The 18,824-nt window shown below is 36.9% G+C and carries 23 protein-coding genes; 3 read left to right on the top strand and 20 right to left on the bottom strand.

Going from position 1 to position 18,824, the window contains the following annotated elements; genetic code table 11:
- Nucleotides 1-9 precede the first annotated feature (9 nt).
- From EHQ47_RS04160 to EHQ47_RS04105, 12 genes are all read right to left on the bottom strand, one after another.
- Nucleotides 10-621: a GNAT family N-acetyltransferase gene (locus EHQ47_RS04160; protein ID WP_135776604.1), complete on the bottom strand. Its 612-nt coding sequence runs from the start codon at nt 619-621 to the stop codon at nt 10-12.
- A gap of 190 nt (nt 622-811) precedes the next feature.
- Nucleotides 812-2,428, bottom strand: coding sequence for a copper chaperone PCu(A)C domain-containing protein (locus tag EHQ47_RS04155; protein ID WP_135776603.1), 1,617 nt, complete (start codon nt 2,426-2,428; stop codon nt 812-814).
- A gap of 77 nt (nt 2,429-2,505) precedes the next feature.
- Nucleotides 2,506-3,291, bottom strand: coding sequence for a hypothetical protein (locus EHQ47_RS04150; protein ID WP_135776602.1), 786 nt, complete (start codon nt 3,289-3,291; stop codon nt 2,506-2,508).
- A 103-nt stretch (nt 3,292-3,394) separates the two neighbouring features.
- Nucleotides 3,395-3,808 carry an LIC_11090 family protein gene (locus tag EHQ47_RS04145; RefSeq protein WP_135776601.1) on the bottom strand — a complete coding sequence of 138 codons (414 nt, stop codon included), beginning with the start codon at nt 3,806-3,808 and terminating at the stop codon, nt 3,395-3,397.
- A 91-nt stretch (nt 3,809-3,899) separates the two neighbouring features.
- Complete coding sequence (locus tag EHQ47_RS04140; RefSeq protein ID WP_135748123.1) at nt 3,900-4,685, bottom strand: ABC transporter permease; 786 nt, start codon at nt 4,683-4,685, stop codon at nt 3,900-3,902.
- Nucleotides 4,682-5,389 carry an ABC transporter ATP-binding protein gene (locus EHQ47_RS04135; RefSeq protein ID WP_135776600.1) on the bottom strand — a complete coding sequence of 236 codons (708 nt, stop codon included), beginning with the start codon at nt 5,387-5,389 and terminating at the stop codon, nt 4,682-4,684. Before EHQ47_RS04135 ends, EHQ47_RS04140 begins: the two co-directional genes overlap by 4 nt.
- Nucleotides 5,386-6,744, bottom strand: coding sequence for a nitrous oxide reductase family maturation protein NosD (locus tag EHQ47_RS04130; RefSeq protein ID WP_135748125.1), 1,359 nt, complete (start codon nt 6,742-6,744; stop codon nt 5,386-5,388). Before EHQ47_RS04130 ends, EHQ47_RS04135 begins: the two co-directional genes overlap by 4 nt.
- Nucleotides 6,698-7,084 carry a nitrous oxide reductase accessory protein NosL gene (locus tag EHQ47_RS04125; RefSeq protein WP_135748126.1) on the bottom strand — a complete coding sequence of 129 codons (387 nt, stop codon included), beginning with the start codon at nt 7,082-7,084 and terminating at the stop codon, nt 6,698-6,700. The genes EHQ47_RS04130 and EHQ47_RS04125 overlap by 47 nt, the downstream gene beginning before the upstream one ends.
- Entirely contained in the window at nt 7,074-7,685 is a 612-nt protein-coding gene (locus EHQ47_RS04120) for a hypothetical protein (protein ID WP_135748127.1), read from the bottom strand. Before EHQ47_RS04120 ends, EHQ47_RS04125 begins: the two co-directional genes overlap by 11 nt.
- A gap of 5 nt (nt 7,686-7,690) precedes the next feature.
- Nucleotides 7,691-9,610 (bottom strand): Sec-dependent nitrous-oxide reductase, encoded by a 1,920-nt coding sequence (nosZ, locus tag EHQ47_RS04115; protein ID WP_135696372.1) that lies wholly within the window; start codon nt 9,608-9,610, stop codon nt 7,691-7,693.
- Nucleotides 9,611-9,618: 8 nt separating this feature from the next.
- Nucleotides 9,619-10,080 carry a c-type cytochrome gene (locus EHQ47_RS04110; RefSeq protein WP_135748128.1) on the bottom strand — a complete coding sequence of 154 codons (462 nt, stop codon included), beginning with the start codon at nt 10,078-10,080 and terminating at the stop codon, nt 9,619-9,621.
- Nucleotides 10,081-10,109: 29 nt separating this feature from the next.
- Nucleotides 10,110-10,706, bottom strand: coding sequence for a fasciclin domain-containing protein (locus EHQ47_RS04105; RefSeq protein WP_135776599.1), 597 nt, complete (start codon nt 10,704-10,706; stop codon nt 10,110-10,112).
- Nucleotides 10,707-10,995: 289 nt separating this feature from the next.
- Here EHQ47_RS04105 and EHQ47_RS04100 point away from each other — a divergent pair, with 289 nt between their 5' ends.
- Nucleotides 10,996-11,433, top strand: coding sequence for a bacteriohemerythrin (locus EHQ47_RS04100; RefSeq protein WP_135696381.1), 438 nt, complete (start codon nt 10,996-10,998; stop codon nt 11,431-11,433).
- 20 nt (nt 11,434-11,453) lie between these two features.
- On the opposite strand, the gene EHQ47_RS04095 is transcribed toward EHQ47_RS04100, so the two are convergent.
- The 6 genes from EHQ47_RS04095 to EHQ47_RS04070 form a co-directional block, all read right to left on the bottom strand.
- Entirely contained in the window at nt 11,454-11,867 is a 414-nt protein-coding gene (locus EHQ47_RS04095) for a hypothetical protein (RefSeq protein WP_135748130.1), read from the bottom strand.
- A gap of 87 nt (nt 11,868-11,954) precedes the next feature.
- The gene (locus tag EHQ47_RS04090; RefSeq protein ID WP_135748131.1) at nt 11,955-12,365 is read right to left on the bottom strand and encodes a heme-copper oxidase family protein; all 411 of its coding nucleotides are present in this window, start codon (nt 12,363-12,365) and stop codon (nt 11,955-11,957) included.
- Between the two features lie 3 nt (nt 12,366-12,368).
- Complete coding sequence (locus EHQ47_RS04085) at nt 12,369-12,782, bottom strand: hypothetical protein (RefSeq protein ID WP_135776598.1); 414 nt, start codon at nt 12,780-12,782, stop codon at nt 12,369-12,371.
- A gap of 21 nt (nt 12,783-12,803) precedes the next feature.
- Nucleotides 12,804-13,286, bottom strand: coding sequence for a hypothetical protein (locus EHQ47_RS04080; protein ID WP_135748133.1), 483 nt, complete (start codon nt 13,284-13,286; stop codon nt 12,804-12,806).
- 11 nt (nt 13,287-13,297) lie between these two features.
- Entirely contained in the window at nt 13,298-14,695 is a 1,398-nt protein-coding gene (locus EHQ47_RS04075; RefSeq protein WP_135748134.1) for an OmpP1/FadL family transporter, read from the bottom strand.
- A gap of 48 nt (nt 14,696-14,743) precedes the next feature.
- A complete protein-coding gene (locus EHQ47_RS04070) occupies nt 14,744-15,244 on the bottom strand; it encodes a hypothetical protein (RefSeq protein WP_135748135.1) in 501 nt (166 codons plus the stop codon).
- Between the two features lie 136 nt (nt 15,245-15,380).
- On the opposite strand from EHQ47_RS04070, the gene EHQ47_RS04065 reads away from it, so the two are divergent.
- Both EHQ47_RS04065 and EHQ47_RS04060 read left to right on the top strand, forming a co-directional pair.
- Nucleotides 15,381-16,625, top strand: coding sequence for a U32 family peptidase C-terminal domain-containing protein (locus EHQ47_RS04065; RefSeq protein ID WP_208727383.1), 1,245 nt, complete (start codon nt 15,381-15,383; stop codon nt 16,623-16,625).
- 244 nt (nt 16,626-16,869) lie between these two features.
- Nucleotides 16,870-17,715, top strand: coding sequence for a DUF4349 domain-containing protein (locus EHQ47_RS04060; protein ID WP_135776680.1), 846 nt, complete (start codon nt 16,870-16,872; stop codon nt 17,713-17,715).
- A gap of 71 nt (nt 17,716-17,786) precedes the next feature.
- On the opposite strand, the gene EHQ47_RS04055 is transcribed toward EHQ47_RS04060, so the two are convergent.
- Complete coding sequence (locus tag EHQ47_RS04055; protein ID WP_135776596.1) at nt 17,787-18,212, bottom strand: hypothetical protein; 426 nt, start codon at nt 18,210-18,212, stop codon at nt 17,787-17,789.
- Nucleotides 18,213-18,335: 123 nt separating this feature from the next.
- Nucleotides 18,336-18,794, bottom strand: coding sequence for a hypothetical protein (locus EHQ47_RS04050; protein WP_135748138.1), 459 nt, complete (start codon nt 18,792-18,794; stop codon nt 18,336-18,338).
- Between the last annotated feature and the right edge of the window lie 30 nt (nt 18,795-18,824).

Genomic DNA, 18,824 nt, shown 5'->3' with positions numbered 1-18,824 from the left:
TCAGATCGACTAAATTTGTTTTTCCATATAGTGGTGAGAGGGAATGGTTCCTTCCCAACCTAAGGGATGTCTTGTTTCTCTGGTTTCAAAACCTAAGTTTTGATACAGGGAAATTGCTGGTTTGTTTTCTGCTGAGACGTCCAAAGAAATTGTTTTATATTTTTGATTATTCGTGATCATAAACTCGATTAGTTTTTTTGCGATCCCTTTGTTTCTTTCTGTTTCCGAAACGGCAATATGACCCAAATACAAACATCCAGATTTTGGTGGTTGGATGATGGTTTCCGTTTTGAGTCCTCTTGCCATAACTTTCGGTGCATTCCATTTGTATACGGAAAGGATGCGAAGGGCTGTCCCTGCCGTCAGTGCCAAAAAACTAGGTTGAGTATAAGATAAAATAGAACCCACTACTTTTCCATTTAGTTCTGCCACATAATGATTGGTATACGAAACAGTATTTCCTCGTTTTATGTAAGATGAGTTTAAAAAATCAAAAGCTGTTTTTTTCCCTTCCCCAAAAACAAAAGTCCATGCTTTGGGTCCTGAAGAGTAAATGAGAGGAACGATTGTTTCCACATCAGTAGGTTTTGCCATACGGATGGTTAGGTTTGGATTTTCCATAAGATAAAAAAGTGAATCCTTAAATTAAAATAGAAATCTATCTAATTTTTTTAAAGATCCACTTGGTTCGTCAATAGAGATTTTTTGGTAACCTTGCGCCCCGGATCAAAGCGGAAATCCTTTCCTGAAAGGAAAGATTGCAGCGACGAGCCGGAGATGTGCGCCCAAAGAAAACAATAATTCCTAATTTTTAAAATGTAAACGAAGCAAATACGTTGATGAGCTCTCTTGTGGCAAGTTGTGGCCCATTTAAATTTTGATGGAAAGGTTTTCCATACTCAAAACCAAATCGGGCACCTTGGAATATTCCACTTGTGACAAGAAAGTTAATACCAATGAGTAGGTCACTTCGCATTCCACCTTGACGATAAGGATCATTTTGTGGATCCATCTTTGGGTCAAGAGTTGCATCCATTCCCTGGAGGTTCAACCACCTTTGTTTTGCTACACGAACGGAAATTGATGTACTTTCATGAACAAGAAAGGATAACCATCCCGATATTTCGTATCGATTTCCGAATCTGTAGTTATTATCATTTTTCCCAATTCGTAAACTGGCTTGGGATTGTGCACCCCAAGAAATTCTCTTGTAATTACCGTTATACGATAATTGTGGTAGTAAACTATATGTTCCAACACCAGGTTGCATGTTATAAGGAACTTTTTGTTTTCCCATCATAGGCATATTGTCTCTTTCATCAATGGAACCAGTAGGAAGAGAAATTCCCATACCTGTAAAAAAATTCTGATGTTCTGTTTTGATCAATCGATAGGCAGTGCTAAAACTAACATCACCAATCCCAGCAGAACTCATGGGAGCTCTGTCAAAATTACTTGATAACATCGTCATTTTGTTTTTTACTGCGGGAACCATAAACATAATCATCCATTTGTCTGAAATGGAAGTCATAGCACTCACCATATTCATTTCCATAACCATATCAGTGGGAACCGACATATAGTTGTATTTGTTAGGTGAAAGTGTCGGAAGGGTAGTTCCAATTGGAGAACCTGTAATTAAACTTCCTGTAGGCATGGCAACAGTAGGGTCGGTAAATGGAAAATACAAAGTTCCAAGGTCACTCATTCCAGAAGTACCAGATTGTAATCCCCACATTTTCATTCCCATATAACGATAATCAATCATCCACTTTCCTTTTTCGTGGATATGAGGGTTCATGATCCCAGCTGGTGCCAACATATCGGCACGGTTGTGGTGTTCGTGTCCTTCATGGCCTGAATGATCATGTTCCGAATGGTCTTCGTTCGTTTGTGCAATGGGATCAAAATTTGACATATCAACTTCATCTGTAGTTTGAGAAACATTATTGTTAGATCCTGTTTCTTCTGTTTTGAATGAAGGGGAAGTGGATTTATTGTTTATATCTTTGTTTGGTGATGAAGTTTCTACAGAGATATTGGATTGTAGTTCTGAGCCATCAGAAAAAACAAATCGAAAGGGAATGGATTCTTTTAGTTTTAATGGAGATTTGATTCCAAAAAGCATGATATGATACCCTCTTGGAGTGAGATGGGTCATACCATTTTTGGGAATGGAAATTTCGGTAACAGGAACCATTTTCATTCCCGCATCAGATGGTAACATTGTATATAACTTGACTCGGTCGGCTATATTTGATTTTGCTTGCACAAGTTTTTTTTCGATGTTTGTTCCGTTGTTTAAGGTGAGGTAAACAACAGAAGTTGTTGAGGATGTATATTTGATATAAGCATTCTCAATTTTAACCTCTTTCGAAATAAGAGGAGTGGTTATCAGAAATAAAATGAGTATGTGTTTGAGTTTCATTTGTTTGATTGATCCTTATCCAAAAAATCATACTGGCTACTAAATTCACCAGTATGACAAGTGTTTGGAGAGAGAAATTACATTTCTGTGTTTGATACTATGGAACCAACTGTGAATGAAGTAATGGTAACTCCATTCAATACAAAACCCAATCGGTTGCCGCCTGTATACACAGGAACATTCATCATTTGCATGATCGGATAGTAAGACATAGATCCTCTTTCTGTATCTGTGAGTTCCGAACAAGGTTTATTGAAACCGTTTAAGAATCTTGAACCTCCCATTGTGGATTGAAAGTCTAAACAAAAAGTATGAGTTGTTCCAACAGTAGGGATGGGTGCAGAAACTGATCCACCTTTGCCTGTGTTCCCAAACACACCTGCTGCGTTTTTATATTGGGTTTGTGCTCCCGCAATCAAACGATAAGTGGGACCACTTAAAGGACTACCTGTACCATAACCAATGACATCAAGTGTACTTGAAGCGGAGTTCATAATAAAAGAAACTTCGATTGCAGTTCCTCCTTTGTTTGTTGCAAGCATCACATCATTAGTTGTAAACAATACAGATGTTCCGCTGGTTCCAGTGGCACCTTTTGAAACTTCGCTTTGGCCTAAGCCCAAATTGCTAAAACCTGCTTCATCACAAGCAGAGATTGAATATTTGGTTCGTGGTTTGCTGTTCACTTGACTGAGATTACTTGGGATCGCTGCCGTAGTGGAAATAGAACAACCTGGGTTGCTATTGGCCGCAACAAGGAGAGAAAGTAAATTGGAAGTGTTGTTTGCTTCCGTATTTTTTGCTAAACTACATTGTGATAGAACCAAACATACGAGAGAGATGGATAATAAATTCTTAAACATAAAATTACCTTTTGATACATTCCAAGGACTAAACTTTTTTGATTCGTTTGCCTAATTGATTTTAAATTGTTCCTGTAAAAGGAACAGACTCATTCTTTAATCTTTAGGAATGGAGTTGTCTTGGTGGTTTGTAAGGTAAGTGTGCGAATCCGTTCCGTAGGTGGGCGCCTGGTTGGAATGCAAGGATGATAACGTCATAAGTGATGAGTGGGTTAAATTTTGTGTCTGCGGCGAAGCTCGGGTTCATGGACTGTGATTGGAGAACCTTTGTGGCTGATTTTTTTTTCGCACAGGAACATACATGAGGACCAGAATCTTTTGTTAGATGGCAAACGATACGTTTGGAATGAGGTGAATCCTCTTCTTTATGAATTTCGTTTTTGGAGCCGTGGTTACAATGGCAAACCATAGAGAGTTGGTACATAGACTGGGCAAGTAATCCAGTTTCCAAAAATAGGATTTTACCTATAAAGGGAAGTAGGATCAAAACCGCGGCGATTTGTAACCAACGTTTCATAATGATTAGGTATCATTCTACTGGTCCTTCGCTGTAATTCAATGATCTAAATCAAGAGCAGTCAAATAACTCTATTGATAAAAATCATACTTCAAAAATTTCGTTTTTGGAATCGTTTAAAAGAAACGAGAAGTGGAATACTAATCCACAAAGATAAAAACAAAATTGTTATTCCTAAAACTCCGTACAAGCCGAGTTGTTTTAATAATATCGCTCCTGAAAAACCAAGAAGAGCCGAGGAGCTAGTCTGTAGAATTAGAAGAATTCTGATTAAATCGATGGGGTTGAGTAAGATGACAATGAGAGAAGGAATTTCGATTGGATAATCACCTAAATACAAACTAAAGATGAATACCAAAGCATCAAAGAAAATAAAAAAGTACAACCAAACCAGAAGAGAAACTGTTAATACAATTTCACCCCTTCTGATAAATGAAGAAATTAAAAAGGCAATGGCAACAAAGATACAGGTTAAGAAGATTCCAAATAATAGTAATTCAAAAAATAAAAATAGAAATTTTGGATCATTAGAGAAAAGAAACAAACCGGGAATTCCAAGTCCGAATAACAGACCTAAGGAGAGAGAAATTGTAATTCCTAAATACTTTCCCAAAAAAAGGGAACTTCTGCTAACGGATTTTGAAAGTAATACTTCGGCAAATGGCATTGATTCTAAAAAAGACATTCCTGAGAATGTAATGGAAAATAGGGGAATCACAATGAGAGTTAAGTTCATTGTACTTACGAGCAAACGGATTCCATTTTGATCTCCAAAAAAACTTAAAATCATCATGACGAGGACAAGTAATCCTGAGTAGATAAATACCCAACGACTTCGTATATTTTCTTTGATTTCGAAAAATAAAATTTCTTTCATGGTTTTGTTTTGTATTCCTCATTCCAGAAATTCATCAATGCCTGATCTAAATCAGTTTTGTTGTTTTTTCTAAGGAAATTTTCGGGAGAATCGTCGATCAGAATAGAGCCTTCTGATAAAAGAAGAAATCTGTCAGCTAACTCCTGCAATTCTTTTAATATATGGGTTGAAAATATAACAAGAGAACCTTCTTTTTTCTTTTCGACCAAAAGTGATTTGAGTAAATGCGAAATATAAGGATCTAAACTTGCGGTGGGTTCGTCGATCACATATAGATCTTTTTTGGAAGAAAAACACTGAAGGATGCTGATTTTTTGTTTGGTTCCCCCGGATAAAGATCCAATTTTTTTATCCATATGGTTATTTAACTCTAAAATAGACAAAAGGTTGTGAAATCTTTCTTCTTCTACCGGTTCTAGTTTTTTAAAAAAAGAAATTAGTTCTGATACTTTGATGTTTGTAGGGAAACGAGGAGTTTGTGGCATATAACCGATGGTATGTGGTTGTCCGTCTTTACTTTGGAATGAAATTTCTCCAGCGATTGGTTGGACAAGTCCAAGAATTCCTTTGATCAGTGAACTTTTACCTGATCCATTGGGACCAATGATGGAAACTATATTGCCTGATTCTGTTTGGAAATTTACATCCTTAACGGCAATAGAATTTCCACCATAACTGATGGTAAGATTTTTAACTTCTATCATATTCTTTCCTTCATCCTTGGATGTTGGTCTTCAAATTCAATCGGTGTCACTATGGGAAATGCTTTTTCGATTCCTTGCAAAAAGAGAACCACTGGAGATTCATACAGTACCATAAGGAATGGATACACAGCAATCCAGTATCCAAAAAAATGAATGGTTTTATGTGGAATATCTCCAATATGATCCTTGTCTAAATCGTATCCCTCGTAGTGATCCCAATAATTTTTCGAAAAAACATTGGTTGTTGATTTTGTATTGGTGCTGATATCAAAAACATTTTTTATAAAATTGTTATCTATGATTTTGTTGTAATCGGTATTTCCAAGAATTTTGATTCCCCATCCATTGTTGATAAAATCATTGTTTTGAAAATTGACATTGGTAATTCCATCGGCAAAAACAGCAATTGTATTCCCTTCAAAACGATTTTTGGATAACGTACTGTCTGCAATATCTTTGAGTAAAATTCCATTGGAACTTTCTCCCCAATTGTCTAAAAATTCATTTTCTTCCATAATGATGTCTTTGCTATACATAACGGCGACACCAGCCGAATTATTTTTAAAAATGTTTTTGTTAAATTGGTTGTGATTGGAAAACATAAAATGCATTCCGTAACGAATGTTTTCTTCTGATTCGTTCCCTTCGATTTCTAAATGTTCTGAGAATTCTAAATAAATTCCATCACGGTGTTTTTTTAATTTGTTTCCAATGATTTTGTTGTGACTTGCGGACCAGAGGTGAATCCCATTTCCACCAAGGACTTCGTTTTCAGCATTCCCAATGGAGGTATTGTTTTTGATTGTGCAGTTTGTGGTTTCTGCTAAATAAAATCCATAAACATTGTCTTCTAAACTTAAATTTTCAAAATAACAATCTTTTACTTTTTCTGCATGAACCCCTGCATATTCACTTAAGTCGGAAATTCCACTGCCAATTACTTTTAAATTTTGAATGCGGACTCCATTGGCATAAACTCCCAATACATGTTTTTCTTTGAGTCCATCAATCACCACACCATTTTCGCCAATGATGGAAATGGATTTGGTGATGGGTAAAAAACCTTCTTTGTAAATTCCTGGTTGGATTTTGATTGTATCACCATTTTGTGAAAACAAAATGGCATCCTTTACCGTTTTTACAGTACAATTTGTACATACGGAAATGGTTTTGGAGAATAACGGATTTATAGCGGTAATAGATATTAGAATTAAGGAAAAAAAATATAAAGTGTTTTTCCAACCAAGAGGAATCTGATGATTTTTTTGGTTTTGTTTATGATACAAATTGGTTTTTTGGCAAACCCTTTTAATTTTGAAATTGAGAAGAGTCTTCATGAGTTTTAAAAGCGGCAAGTCCCGCTCCCATTGGCGAACGAATTTTGTCTGAATGGATGATAATGGCTTCGTCTTTAGGGATAAATTCTTTTGTATCTAAATAGTTAGTCACCCATACTTTTGCAATTTTTAAATCTTTTTGTTTCTGAAATTGTTCCATACATTCAATGGCATCGAAATGGTATCTTTTTCCTTTGTATGTGATGAGTTGGGTATGAAATCTCATATCTACAATGGACATAGAACAGTGACTACATTTGGTTTCCCCCACAGTCAATGCTTCAGGACGAACATCCCCACAGCCTACGAGTGCGACTGTGAGGAAAATGCAAATTAGTTTGAAACTATTAAATCGCATTTGTTTTTTTCCTTCGATTTTCATCCCAGAGAATATACACTAATACGACGAGACTTAATCCAAGAATCATACCACCATAAGAAGGATAACTACAAGCCGTAATATTTAACATTACCTTACAGCCAAGAAGTGGCGGTTGGTAAGCCATTCCTTCCACAATGATTGGTGCTTCTGGATTTAAGTTGTGTCCATAGTTGTATTCCCATCTCCAAAAATCAGAAAGCCCAACAAGACCTACGATGATCAAATTGATAATCCCAAGAATTGCCATCCCCACTTTGGGATAGAGTTCTGTGATAAACGCACCAAAGATCAGATAACCAAGAACATACGGCATAAAGAGTAGTTCCGGAATGGATTCCGAAACAATTTCCTGCATACCAATGTAGTGGTTCAGAAGATTGATGTTTTTGAGATCATAAGGTGTGGCACCAGTGATTTTGTTAATCCAAATTTGCATACCGAGTCCTTCAGGATATTGAGGAGCCGCAATGGAAATGGACCAGATAGGAATTAGATAAACTAAGATGAGAACCAAACCGACCCCTAAGATTAGGAGCCGGTTTCTTTTACTTAACGTTTGGAAAAGTAAAGTTTTCATATAGGTTATGGATTTACTCGGATGTACTGTTGCATCTCTTGGTGTAGAGCAGAACAGAAATCAGTGCAATAGAAAGGATACACACCAGGTTTTGGTGCTACCCATTTGAAGGTTCTAGTTTCACCTGGCATGATAAGAAGGTTAGTCATGTTAGGTGCTCCACCGATTGCAAATCCGTGAGGAATGTCATAATCTTGTTCCAAGTTAGTTACGTGGAAGTATAAAGTTTCCCCAGTTCTTGCTTCAATGATATCCGGTTTGAAATGGGAACGAATCGCAGTCATGTAGATATGGATTGTACTTCCAAGTCTAACGATTTTTGCATCGTTTTCATTTTTAGTCGCGTATGGATGTTTGTTTTCCTCTAACGGGAAGAGTTTCGCAGTTTTATCCATAATTAACTTTGCTGGAATCATTTGTGAATAGTGTGGTTCTCCCACAGTAGGGAAGTCAGACAACAATTCAGCTTTACCAGAAGAGATATCATAGAGCTGTGCACTTTGTGGTAACTCCATACCAACTGGTAGATATCTATCTTTAGTAATTTTGTTCATCGCAATGAGATACTTACCATAAGGTTCAGTGGAACTACCACCAACGATGGATAAATGACCTACACTATAATAAGCAGGTAGATGTTGCACCACTTCCCATGTTCCTAGTTTCCATTTTACAACCTCTGAACTTACGAAACAAGAAGTATAAGCATACCCTTGACCGTCGAACTCAGTGTGTAATGGACCAAGACATGGTTTTTGTACTTCACCAGCAAGTGTGGATTCGTATTTAAGAACTGGAATTCCTTCGATTTCAGTCGAGTGGTGTTCCTTTTTGTCTTTTACTTCCATCATTTTGCTAAAGGAGTGAACTGGAATGACGGATGCTAACTTTCCACCACCAACAATGTACTCACCAGTAGAGTCAACATCAGTTCCGTGTGGACTTTTAGGTGTTGGCATGTAATACATCATACCTGGACAATCCTTCGGATTCAACATCTTCACACCGCTTAACTTTGTTGAAACGGCAGGTTTGTTTTCATCTTTGAAATTGTTTAGGTATTCACCACCAAAGTTGTAAGCTTTGCCTTGGTCTTTACATTCCTTCGCACGAACCCAGTTGAATGCTAAGATAAAGTCTTTATCTTTTTTAGAAGCACCAACTTCTAACATTTTATGAGCTTGTTCCGAGTTATAACTACTGAAGAAACACCAGTCGTGGGATTTCTTTTTACCACAATGTGATAAGTCATAGTTGAATCCTGGAACTAGAACTTGTAACTCAATCGAAAGTCTTCCTGTGTTTTTATCAACTTTTACCATAGTGACAGTTCCTTTGAACCCACCTTTGGAAAAACTGTCGATTGCCACACTTGCTTGTGGAACAGGAACCGAGAAACGTGTTGCTGCCATCAAATACTCTGTGTTTTCAGTAGCAAATGGGGAAGCATGGTTTCCGGCAGTGTTTGGGATTTCCAAAATCTCTTTTGTTTCAAAAGATTTTAGGTCAATCCTTGCAAGCCTTGGTGTGTTGTTTGCGTTAAGGAACATCCAACGACCATCTTGTTTACCATCTGTCATAGACGCTTCTACGTGATGGCTATCATCCCAAGGCACATAACCATGAGTAGTTTTCAACATGTCTTTGGTTTCTTCATCAAATCCGTATCCGTTTTCAGGAAAAACGGAGAATACTGGAATGATTTTGAATAGTCTTGCAGATGGGATTCCGTAAACGGACATCTGACCACTAAATCCACCAGACAAAAAGGCGTACACTTCGTCCTTATCGCCCGGAGCCACATACACTCTAGAAGCAGCATCGGAAGCAAGTGTTGCCGTTGCCGCACCCTTTTTGCAATTCGGAACGAATGCAAAAAGAGCGATTCCAAGTGTAACTAGTATTAAATTTGATTTTTTTAACATATCGTTACCTATTTTAAATCCATCTTACGGAAGTATTCGAGGATCTCTCTCGCTTCTTCTTCCTTTATGTTTTGAAAAGTCATTTGAGTTAAGTGTTCACCGAGTAACTCTTGTCCAATGGGATCTTTTTGAGTCATCTCAATTGGATTTAGAATCATATTCATAATCCATTCTGGAGTTCTGCGGAGTGTTACATCTTGAAGAGCTGGTCCGACAACCTTTTCTTCGAATTTGTGACAAGCGGAACACTTGGCTTCAAATTGTTTTTTACCACGGTCTGCCATAGCCTGGTCTAATGCACCGATGGTAACAGATTTTACTGGTCCAATTCCCTTAGAACCAGCATTAGATGTTGGTGTTTCCTCAGTTTTCTCTCCTCCACAGGATATGATTGTCATTGTCACGAAGAGTCCGAGTAAGATTCCGAACTTCATTCGAAAAGACACTCCGTTTATTTTTGAAAGGTTCATTTTAAATACTCCTTGGTATTTTTTTCTTATCATTTCTTTGCTGATGGAAGTAACACCGAGTCAACGACATGAATGATTCCGTTTGCAGCTGGAATGGATGCGACAATGGTTGCACCATTGATCATTACCTTTCCATTTTTTACGGAAACTTTTGTGTGACCTCCATTTGCCATACCAAGTTCATCATCTTTACCGGTGAACTCAGATTTCAAAATGGATTCAGTTAGGTTACCTACTACCACATGGTACTCTAATATGTTCTTCAATGCGTCTTTTTGGCTCGGTTTTAAAAGATCATCTACGGTTCCTGCCGGTAACTTCGCAAATGCATCGTTTGTTGGTGCGAACACAGTGAACGGTCCTTGGTTGGCAAGGGAATCCACGAGGCCCGCAGCTTGGACAGCCGCGACAAGGGTTGTATGGTCTTTGGAACCTACAGCAATTTTTAGAACATCCTGTTGTGATTTGTCATCTGCTACAGCAGAAATACCTTTGCCTGCATCGGAATCATCAGATTTTCCGCAAGAGACACCGGCTAGCGAGAGACAGGTGACAATTGTAATCATTGTGAATTGAAAAATTTTTTTGTTCATTGGATACCGCCCACTTATTGGTTCACCTTCCATTGAATGCTATAAAGAGAGATTCTGTATTGATCTAAATCAAGTTTGTTCGAATCAATAGCGTTGATAATTGTCAATTAGGGGAATGAGAAAGAGAAGTACAGTTCGTATTTAAAATCGAAAAAGCAGTCCTTTGGCCGGTTCTCTGTCAGTTTAGCAATTCTCTAAAAATAAATTAGAACGATTCTTATTCTAATTCTTGGTTTAGTGAAATCGATAGTCTCGTCGTGGTTTGGATTATTCACTTGTCCTCTTGGGGTGCTGGAAAAACCTGAAAGAACGAGGTTTTCTCATGGTAACACAGTGGGATTCGAAATACGAAACGAATATTTCAGAGATTGATTCTCAACATAAAAAACTCTTTCGTTTGATCAACAATATCGAGACAGTTTACGATGAAAACAAAGAGCATCTTTCTGGAAAATCCAAGATCCTTGTGGATGCAGTTTCTGAACTAGAGGATTATACACTCAGTCATTTTTTAATTGAAGAACGAGTGATGGAGTTAAACCAATACCCAGAACTAGAAGCTCATAAAAAACAACATGACCGGTTCACTGATAAAATTTTAGAACTAAAAAATCGTCTGAGTTCAGGAAATCTACTTTCCAATGACGAAGAACTCAATCAATTCTTTGGAGACCTTCTTAAGTTTTTACGTGCTTGGCTTACCAATCATATCCTACAAGAGGATATGGATTATAAACCGTATATAAAATTCAATATTTAGATTTTTCCGTTATACTTTGTTCATTCAAAGTATAACGGATATTTGGATATTTTTTCGATTAGGTTTGATTTTGCTTTTTTTGCTAAATCAATATCATTACCTTTCATTGTTTTCACTTCTTCTAATAATAAATTAATATATTTATGTAGTTCTTCGTGTCCTTGCCCTGTCATTGTACAGGAAGATAAAATATCATTGATAATGGATGTGATTTGGTCCGCTTGTTTATGGTAGTCTTCAACTGACTCATCAGAATTTGCATGGTGAAATATTTCGTTCATCTTCTGAAACCCCATCCTTGTCGATTCATCGGCCACCCAAGGTTTACCATTGTTTAGTTCCGGAAGTTTTGAGCCCGAATGGTCATGGCATGAATAAGTCATGCAAAATAAGAATAAAATAAAACCATAGAGTATCGATTGGGAAAACTTCATGATACAAACTACCATTCTTGTTTCAGGAAAAAATTGATCTAAATCAATGGTGGTATTTTTTTTAATAAAAAGTGGAGAAGGAAATTTCTATTTGTTGTAGGAAATCACTCGTTCCCAAGCTAACTTCATAAAAGTGATCAAACCTAAAAAAATTAGAAATTTTCCGAGTAGAGCCAAAGATTCAAAAGGTAAAATGAATTTTGTTATTAAATATAAAATCAATCCTAGGTTGTAACTATAAAATAGAAACCAAACTTGCCAGATGGATCCTCTTGGATGTTCCGAAAGAAACTTGGGAAACATCCAATAAGCGGTTCCCATAATGAGCTGCAGGAAAAATCCCCAAATTAGAATAGAATAATGTAATGGTAAAAGCCGCCAAATTTCAGGAGAAAAAACAAAGGCTTTGTTCAACATCAAAACGACACCTATGGATGATCCAATCATTAGATAAATCAGAGCAATACGAATGAACCAAACAGATTGAATCGGAAACATATTTTATTTTTGTCTTTGTGGTTCCAGGCGAGGCCAAATTTCTAAAACATAACAAAGGATTCCCGTAAATTGCAAAACGATTGAAATTAAAAATGGGAAAATGAAGAACTCTTTTTGAATGTAAATCCAAGGTTCGGAAATAATCCTAAGGATTAAACCCAAGTTTAAACTGATATACGAAGCCCAAACCAGTTTACTTCCATTTTTGGGACTTGGATTTTTTCCTTTGGGATACATCCAAAGAGATACTCCAATAATGATTTGAGTGATCCATCCAAGAGCGATCATATGCCAATAAACAGGCATTAATTGTATTTCCCAATTTGAATTTGGAAATTCGGAAAGGGCATAAACCAGAACTCCCAACAATAAATACAATAACCCTGATTTGATAAAGTATCTTGAAATTTTTGGCATTGGAATTCTGGTTAAAACAAATTATTTTTGATCGGAATCAACTTCTATTTTGTAACTGGCATGGCACGCGACACAATTACGAGTCAGTTCATCCATCTCTTTCAATAGGGAATGAATTTCTTGTTTGTTTCTAATCTTTGCAGCGATGGAATCAAATTTTTCATGAGTTCCAAATCCCAATTTTTTAAATTCCACAGGAAGTTTTAATAGAATCGTTTTTTCTTGGTGTTCTAAACTGGCAACAAGTCCCATACCGACGGCATCAGCCGCTTTGGCAGCACCTTCGTAATCTTTGTCTGCAAGTCCACTTAACATACCATTAACAGCAGTGAGTAAGGCTCTCATTTCTGTTAAAACCAATTGGCGTTCTGCTGGTGTCAAATGGATTGCGGTTCGATTGTCAAGAGAACGACTTGTACTTCCGAAATAGAAAAAATATCCTAAGGTAATGACAGTAACAATCCACAGTCCAATTGCAAATTTTCCAATTAATTTTGAATTCATAGGTGATCCTTTTATATGTTTTGTTCCATTCCGATATAAATACTAAAAATACTCATTTGTTTATTATAAGAAAATTGGAATGGATGAATTTCTTTATTAGAAAAAACAGCATGGGATAAAGTCCAGTCGGAAGTTTTACCGCCATAGGTTTTTTTAGGAAATCCATACTCACAGGCAATATGAAACGAAGTATCATTCCAAGAAATACTTCCTCCCATTGCAAGATGGTGTTCAATACTGGCTCCTAACATCGGACTCACTCCACTTGCAGGAATGATATTGTTGCCATAACTATAACCCATTCGGCTCATAAATCGTTCATTCCATTTGTATTCAAAACCAACTGCCAATATGGTTTGGTCTTTCCAATTTAAATTAAATTGAAAAGCATTGGTTTCGACTCCAATCGGTGTTCTCATCCAAACATCTTCCAATCGAAACTTACTTGTATTAAAACTTTGTGACCAAGGGATGTATTTGATATCAAAATCGATGATGAACTTATCTGTGCGGTAGGAGATTCCCGCTACATGTTTGTCGGGCCAAATCATATAACGAGAAACTCTTGTTCCAAAAGATCTTTCTGGTGCATAACCATCTACTTTCATGGTTCCATCCATTGGCAAAAGATTTCTAGTTGTATAGGAATAAGCTACTCGTATGTTTTCTGTTAGATCATAAGAAACACCTATTTTTCCTCCCATTGTATATGCGGAATCACTTTGGTAACGAATTCCACCAGGAATGGTAAGACTCCTTGTTTCGTCTTGGTAGGTTCTTTTTAATTCCATAAACCCATAAACAAAATCAATTCCGGCACCGATAGCAAAGTTTCCTTTTTTGTAACCGGCACCAAACGTGGATTTCATGGTCATAAATCTAAAATTTAAATCTTCAACTGCCTTTGTACTATCTCCGATGATGGGGATATTGATTTCAAAGGTTTCATTCAGTGTTCTTCCATCAGGAGTATGTCGTTTGATATTTTTAAATTGTCCACCACCACCACCTTGTGCATAGAGAGCAAAACCAATGCTGATATTTTCTGTTACTGGTTTGATGATGCCAATGTAAGGAAGGACGGCTCTAGGATGTTCTACGGTAGAATTTTTGTAAGAACGATTGGGATTTGGATCGATGTATTCATCATTGTATTCGATGGTTGGGAGATGTATTGCAGAACCTAACTCCCATTTGGTTCTTTTCACTCTTGCTAAGTGAGAGGGATTGGATTCTAAATCCATCACCGATCCTCCCACCGCTTGGAAGGCTCCTCCCATCCCCGCTTGTCTTGCTCCAAAGGCGGGTTGCATGATCCCGTGGAAGGCTTGGAGTTCTGTCTCGCGAAAGCCCGGCTCCAGGATTAGAATTAGAATGAAAGTAGATATGAAAATGCGACTCGGAATCATTTGTTTCAGGGAAAAGAGGGACTCTAGGGTGTCAAGGGGAATAAACGATTAGAAAATTGAGAAACCCCGGGAAACAAAAATACCAAAGATCGCAATGGTCATAGAAACGAGTAAGTTAAACCTTCCGAAAAATGAAGATGTTTTTCTATATCGTTCAAAACGTACGGGATCAGTTGTCAGGTAAGTAAAAGTTTTCGGACCAGTGACAAAATCATGGTACAAAGAAGATAAAAATAAAACGGTAAATAAACCAATTTTTGCCATAAACATAAAGCCAATGTTAGATGACCATAGTTCCCAATTGATTCCATTTTGAAAAAAACCTTTTAGATATAAGATTCCCGTTCCTGAAAAAATAAAAATGGCAAATATAATGTAAGATATATTTCGAAATTGAATCGCTGTTAGTTGTAGTAACCTAAGTTTTTGATCTTTTAGTTCTGGATTCCGAATGACAGGAATCAAAACGATCACATAAAAAATCATTCCTCCCACCCATACCATTGCCGAGAGAACATGAAAGATTAAAAAGAGAAAGTAAAGGAACATGATGTCTTACAATAAAAAATATGGATCTCTTTGTCTTTTCCTTTTTTGATTTTAGAAACGATCTAAAAATCTTTCTATAGATTTTTCCTTTTGGGAAATGGGGATTCTTTTGGGATGGATTAAGAGTGTATCCCAGATGAGAAAAATTCCAGAATTATTACTTCCCGCAGGAAATTTAGAAAAATTAGAAATCGCTTATCTTTATGGTGCGGATGCAGCTTATTGTGGAGTGCCTCGGTTTTCATTACGTGCTCGTGAAAATGATTTTACGATGGAGGCTTTGGAAAAGGGAGTCACCCTTGCCAGACAACTCGGTAAAAAAATTTATTTTACAGTCAATAACATCCCAAGGAATTCAAAACTTCCTTCTTATCCAAAGTATTTGGATCAAATGGCTGCATTAAAACCAGATGCTTTGATTATGGCAGATCCTGGATTGATCCTTTTGACAAAAGAAGCTCATCCTGAAATTGACATTCATATTTCTGTCCAAACAAACACGATGAATTATGCGGCTGTAAAATTTTGGAAAAAATTTGGTGCCACCCGTGTGATTCTTTCTCGCGAAGTTTCTATATCTGAGATTGCTGAAATTAAAAATGAAGTTCCCGACATGGAAATTGAAGTTTTTGTTCATGGATCCATTTGTATTGCTCATAGTGGTCGTTGTTTTATGAGTAATTATTTTAAAAAACGAGATGCCAATCAAGGTTCTTGTAACAATGCATGCAGAGATTTGTATAAAGTATATGTCACAAATCCTAAACAGAATGATGAACCGATGGAACTCATTACGGATGAAGAAGGAACTTTTTTGATGAATTCAAAAGACTTACGGGCCATCGAGTTTTTACAAGAGTTATGTGATGCTGGAGTTGATTCTTTGAAAGTAGAGGGCCGAACCAAAAATGATTATTATGTTGGGATGGTCGCTCGTAGTTATCGACATACTTTAGATAATATTGCACGAGGAGAAGGGTTTGATCGGAAGTGGTTAGAAGAATTGGATAAAGTTTCTTCACGTAAGTATTTTTCTGGTTTTTTAAGTCGTGGGATGGAAGACAAAATTCCTGAAGAGGAAAGAAACTTTCAAAATAATGAATTTGGAACCAGTCTACAAATGAGCCAAAAATATGCAGGTTTTGTAAAAGAGTATAAACCAGATACAAAACGAATTGTGATTGAAGTTAAAAATAAAATCCAAAAAGGCGATTTGATGGAAGTCATCACAGCCATTGATTCAAATCCTGCAACCTTCACTGTAGACCAAATTTTTTATAAACAAAATCCTGTAGAAGTGATAAGCGGTGGGATGGGAACTGTGGAGTTAGAAGTTCCCTTTGCCATTCCTTCCCGGTCGTTTTTAAGTAAAAAATTGTAGATGATTGTGACCAGATCCAACGCGAAAGGGATTGTAGCGTAAATCCTGCAATGCAATAGAAGTTAGGTGGATAGGTTCGCAATTTAAAAAGATTCTTCTGTTGCTTTGCAGATTGCAGCGGAAAGCCCGGTCCAACACCTTTTGGTGTTGGATTCGTCCTAAAACTTGAGAAACTTTTTCATGAGAACTGTTAAGTCTAAGTAGAAACAAGTAGGGATCTTTTGTGAAAAAAATTTTTAAATTGATGGTCTTCATTCTTTTTGCCTTCCTTCTGCAATGTGGCAAAGAATCAAACAGCGAATCTACCGCATCAGTCGAAGCGGAAAAACGTTCTATGGACATGCCGATGGAAAAAAAAGTGGCTGCCAGTCCTTCTGTGTCGCAAGAAGCCAAAGAACCACCGTCAGTTGAAAACCAACTCGGACAAGTATTTGTTCCTATCCAACCAACCGCAGAACGATTGTTAGAATACCAAGTCCAATTAAGTTACCAAACCCAAGATTTGATAAAAACCAGAAAGGATATTCTTGGTTTTATTACAAAGTATGGTTATATCGAAAGTAGTTCCGCAGTCAATACCGACTCACCTTATATGAGTTTACGAATTCATATTCGATCTGAAAAATTATACGAAGCTTTGATTGAGTTAGATACATATGGGGTTTTACTCAGTGAAGATATATCAACTGTGGACCATACAGAAGGAATGGTTTGGCAAAAGGTAAAATCAAACCGTGAAAAAATTCGATTCACAAGACGATCGAATGCTAACAACCAAACTTCGGCCAATTCCAAAAATTGGGAGGAGATTGAAGAAGCAGTCACCGATAGTGAAAATAATTTGGACAATGCCGAACACGAAATTTGGAAAATAAAAGATAAGGTGAAATGGGCCACGTTGAGTATTCAATTTTCAAGCCCCATTCCTGCCGATAAAATTCAAGTTCCTACATATAGAAATGCTTTTGTGGGAATTTTGAATGTATTTTTGGAGTTAACATACTATTTGATTTGGATGATTCCTTTTTTACTACTTGCTGCAATATTGTATTTTCCTTTACAAAAGGTTTATTTGTACTTTAAAAAATAAACTAGAGAGAGAATGGAAAGGAAGGGACTGATTCGTTGAAAGAGGAAAGTCCTTTCCTTGTTTTGATTTTACTATCCACAACTTCCAGAGGAGAGATTAAATTCTTTTTTTTCTTCAGGGTCTGAGATGGTTTTTCCATAATCACTTTGGAGTTTAAAACATCCCATCCGATTTTGTTTGACTGCTTTTTGAAAACAATCACATACAGCAGAGATTTTTTCTTTTGTATTTAGATTGGGATTCACTTCGGGAGTTCCGGCTAATGTTTGTTCGCATTTTTGAACAGACAAAAGATAGGATTCATATGACTTAGATCCTTTTTTTAAATCTGAAACATGTTTTTCTCTTAATGATAAACATGATTTTTTATCTTCTGCATTCTCGTTTGTTTTGCCTTTTTTTAAACAATCACAAAGTTCGTTCGCTTTGGTTTCGGGATTTGCCATTACAGCAGAGCTAATTAAAAAAAATAGAGAGACCAAGATTATCTTTTTCATTCCGGCGATTGTACGTCTGAAAATGAAATGTCAATTCAGATTCCCTTTGGTCATTTAAAGAACAGGATTCATATTGAAAAGGAAAGAAGGGCTTACAACGGAATTCATTGTAAGCGAAAAGTTTTAATGGGAAGCCACTGGATAACTACGTATCCAGGTTTCCGATTTTTCTGGATCATCATAAAAATGTTCTGACGTTTTCCCGAACCTGCGTTCATATTCATTGATTTTATAACTATCGTGATGGCAATGAACAGCGGCCAGACATTCGATTCCGTTCTCGGATGTTAGTTTTAAATCCTTTGCTTCGTCGAACAAATCCAGATATCCAATCCGCCAATTGTATTTGCTTAAGAGAAGGGGAACGATGTCTCGGTAAGCTTTGTGCGCAGAGACGGACGAAGGATTCAGTCCATGAAGGTTGACAAAGATTTTAAATTTTGTTCCTTTCGGGATAGAGGAGAAAGTTGTTTCTAAACTTTGTTTCCATTTGGAAACTTCGTCTTCGGTGACAGCGCCAGAGATTCTTGTGATCACAAGTGCTGAGTCCTCTTCCCACTTTGTATAAATTTCATTTTTCATATTCTTTGGACTTTGAGGAGTAATCCCTAA

The sequence above is a fragment of the Leptospira bourretii genome (genome assembly GCF_004770145.1).
GTDB classification, from domain to species: Bacteria; Spirochaetota; Leptospiria; order Leptospirales; family Leptospiraceae; genus Leptospira_A; species Leptospira_A bourretii.
Note: the sequence above shows the minus strand (reverse complement) of the source record. Positions and strands in the feature narration are given on the sequence as shown.

Bases quoted from the DNA above. Each gene is read 5' to 3' on its own strand.
- EHQ47_RS04095 (WP_135748130.1), bottom strand. From the start codon at position 11,867: ATGAAGTTTTCCCAATCGATACTCTATGGTTTTATTTTATTCTTATTT.
- EHQ47_RS04090 (WP_135748131.1), bottom strand. From the start codon at position 12,365: ATGTTTCCGATTCAATCTGTTTGGTTCATTCGTATTGCTCTGATTTAT.
- EHQ47_RS04050 (WP_135748138.1), bottom strand. From the start codon at position 18,794: ATGAAAAATGAAATTTATACAAAGTGGGAAGAGGACTCAGCACTTGTG.
- EHQ47_RS04125 (WP_135748126.1), bottom strand. From the start codon at position 7,084: ATGCGATTTAATAGTTTCAAACTAATTTGCATTTTCCTCACAGTCGCA.
- EHQ47_RS04065 (WP_208727383.1), top strand. From the start codon at position 15,381: ATGAGAAAAATTCCAGAATTATTACTTCCCGCAGGAAATTTAGAAAAA.
- EHQ47_RS04105 (WP_135776599.1), bottom strand. From the start codon at position 10,706: ATGGAAGGTGAACCAATAAGTGGGCGGTATCCAATGAACAAAAAAATT.
- EHQ47_RS04060 (WP_135776680.1), top strand. From the start codon at position 16,870: ATGGTCTTCATTCTTTTTGCCTTCCTTCTGCAATGTGGCAAAGAATCA.
- EHQ47_RS04155 (WP_135776603.1), bottom strand. From the start codon at position 2,428: ATGAAACTCAAACACATACTCATTTTATTTCTGATAACCACTCCTCTT.
- EHQ47_RS04075 (WP_135748134.1), bottom strand. From the start codon at position 14,695: ATGATTCCGAGTCGCATTTTCATATCTACTTTCATTCTAATTCTAATC.
- nosZ (WP_135696372.1), bottom strand. From the start codon at position 9,610: ATGTTAAAAAAATCAAATTTAATACTAGTTACACTTGGAATCGCTCTT.
- EHQ47_RS04120 (WP_135748127.1), bottom strand. From the start codon at position 7,685: ATGAAAACTTTACTTTTCCAAACGTTAAGTAAAAGAAACCGGCTCCTA.
- EHQ47_RS04145 (WP_135776601.1), bottom strand. From the start codon at position 3,808: ATGAAACGTTGGTTACAAATCGCCGCGGTTTTGATCCTACTTCCCTTT.
- EHQ47_RS04110 (WP_135748128.1), bottom strand. From the start codon at position 10,080: ATGAACCTTTCAAAAATAAACGGAGTGTCTTTTCGAATGAAGTTCGGA.
- EHQ47_RS04160 (WP_135776604.1), bottom strand. From the start codon at position 621: ATGGAAAATCCAAACCTAACCATCCGTATGGCAAAACCTACTGATGTG.
- EHQ47_RS04135 (WP_135776600.1), bottom strand. From the start codon at position 5,389: ATGATAGAAGTTAAAAATCTTACCATCAGTTATGGTGGAAATTCTATT.
- EHQ47_RS04150 (WP_135776602.1), bottom strand. From the start codon at position 3,291: ATGTTTAAGAATTTATTATCCATCTCTCTCGTATGTTTGGTTCTATCA.
- EHQ47_RS04080 (WP_135748133.1), bottom strand. From the start codon at position 13,286: ATGAATTCAAAATTAATTGGAAAATTTGCAATTGGACTGTGGATTGTT.
- EHQ47_RS04140 (WP_135748123.1), bottom strand. From the start codon at position 4,685: ATGAAAGAAATTTTATTTTTCGAAATCAAAGAAAATATACGAAGTCGT.
- EHQ47_RS04070 (WP_135748135.1), bottom strand. From the start codon at position 15,244: ATGTTCCTTTACTTTCTCTTTTTAATCTTTCATGTTCTCTCGGCAATG.
- EHQ47_RS04055 (WP_135776596.1), bottom strand. From the start codon at position 18,212: ATGAAAAAGATAATCTTGGTCTCTCTATTTTTTTTAATTAGCTCTGCT.
- EHQ47_RS04085 (WP_135776598.1), bottom strand. From the start codon at position 12,782: ATGCCAAAAATTTCAAGATACTTTATCAAATCAGGGTTATTGTATTTA.
- EHQ47_RS04100 (WP_135696381.1), top strand. From the start codon at position 10,996: ATGGTAACACAGTGGGATTCGAAATACGAAACGAATATTTCAGAGATT.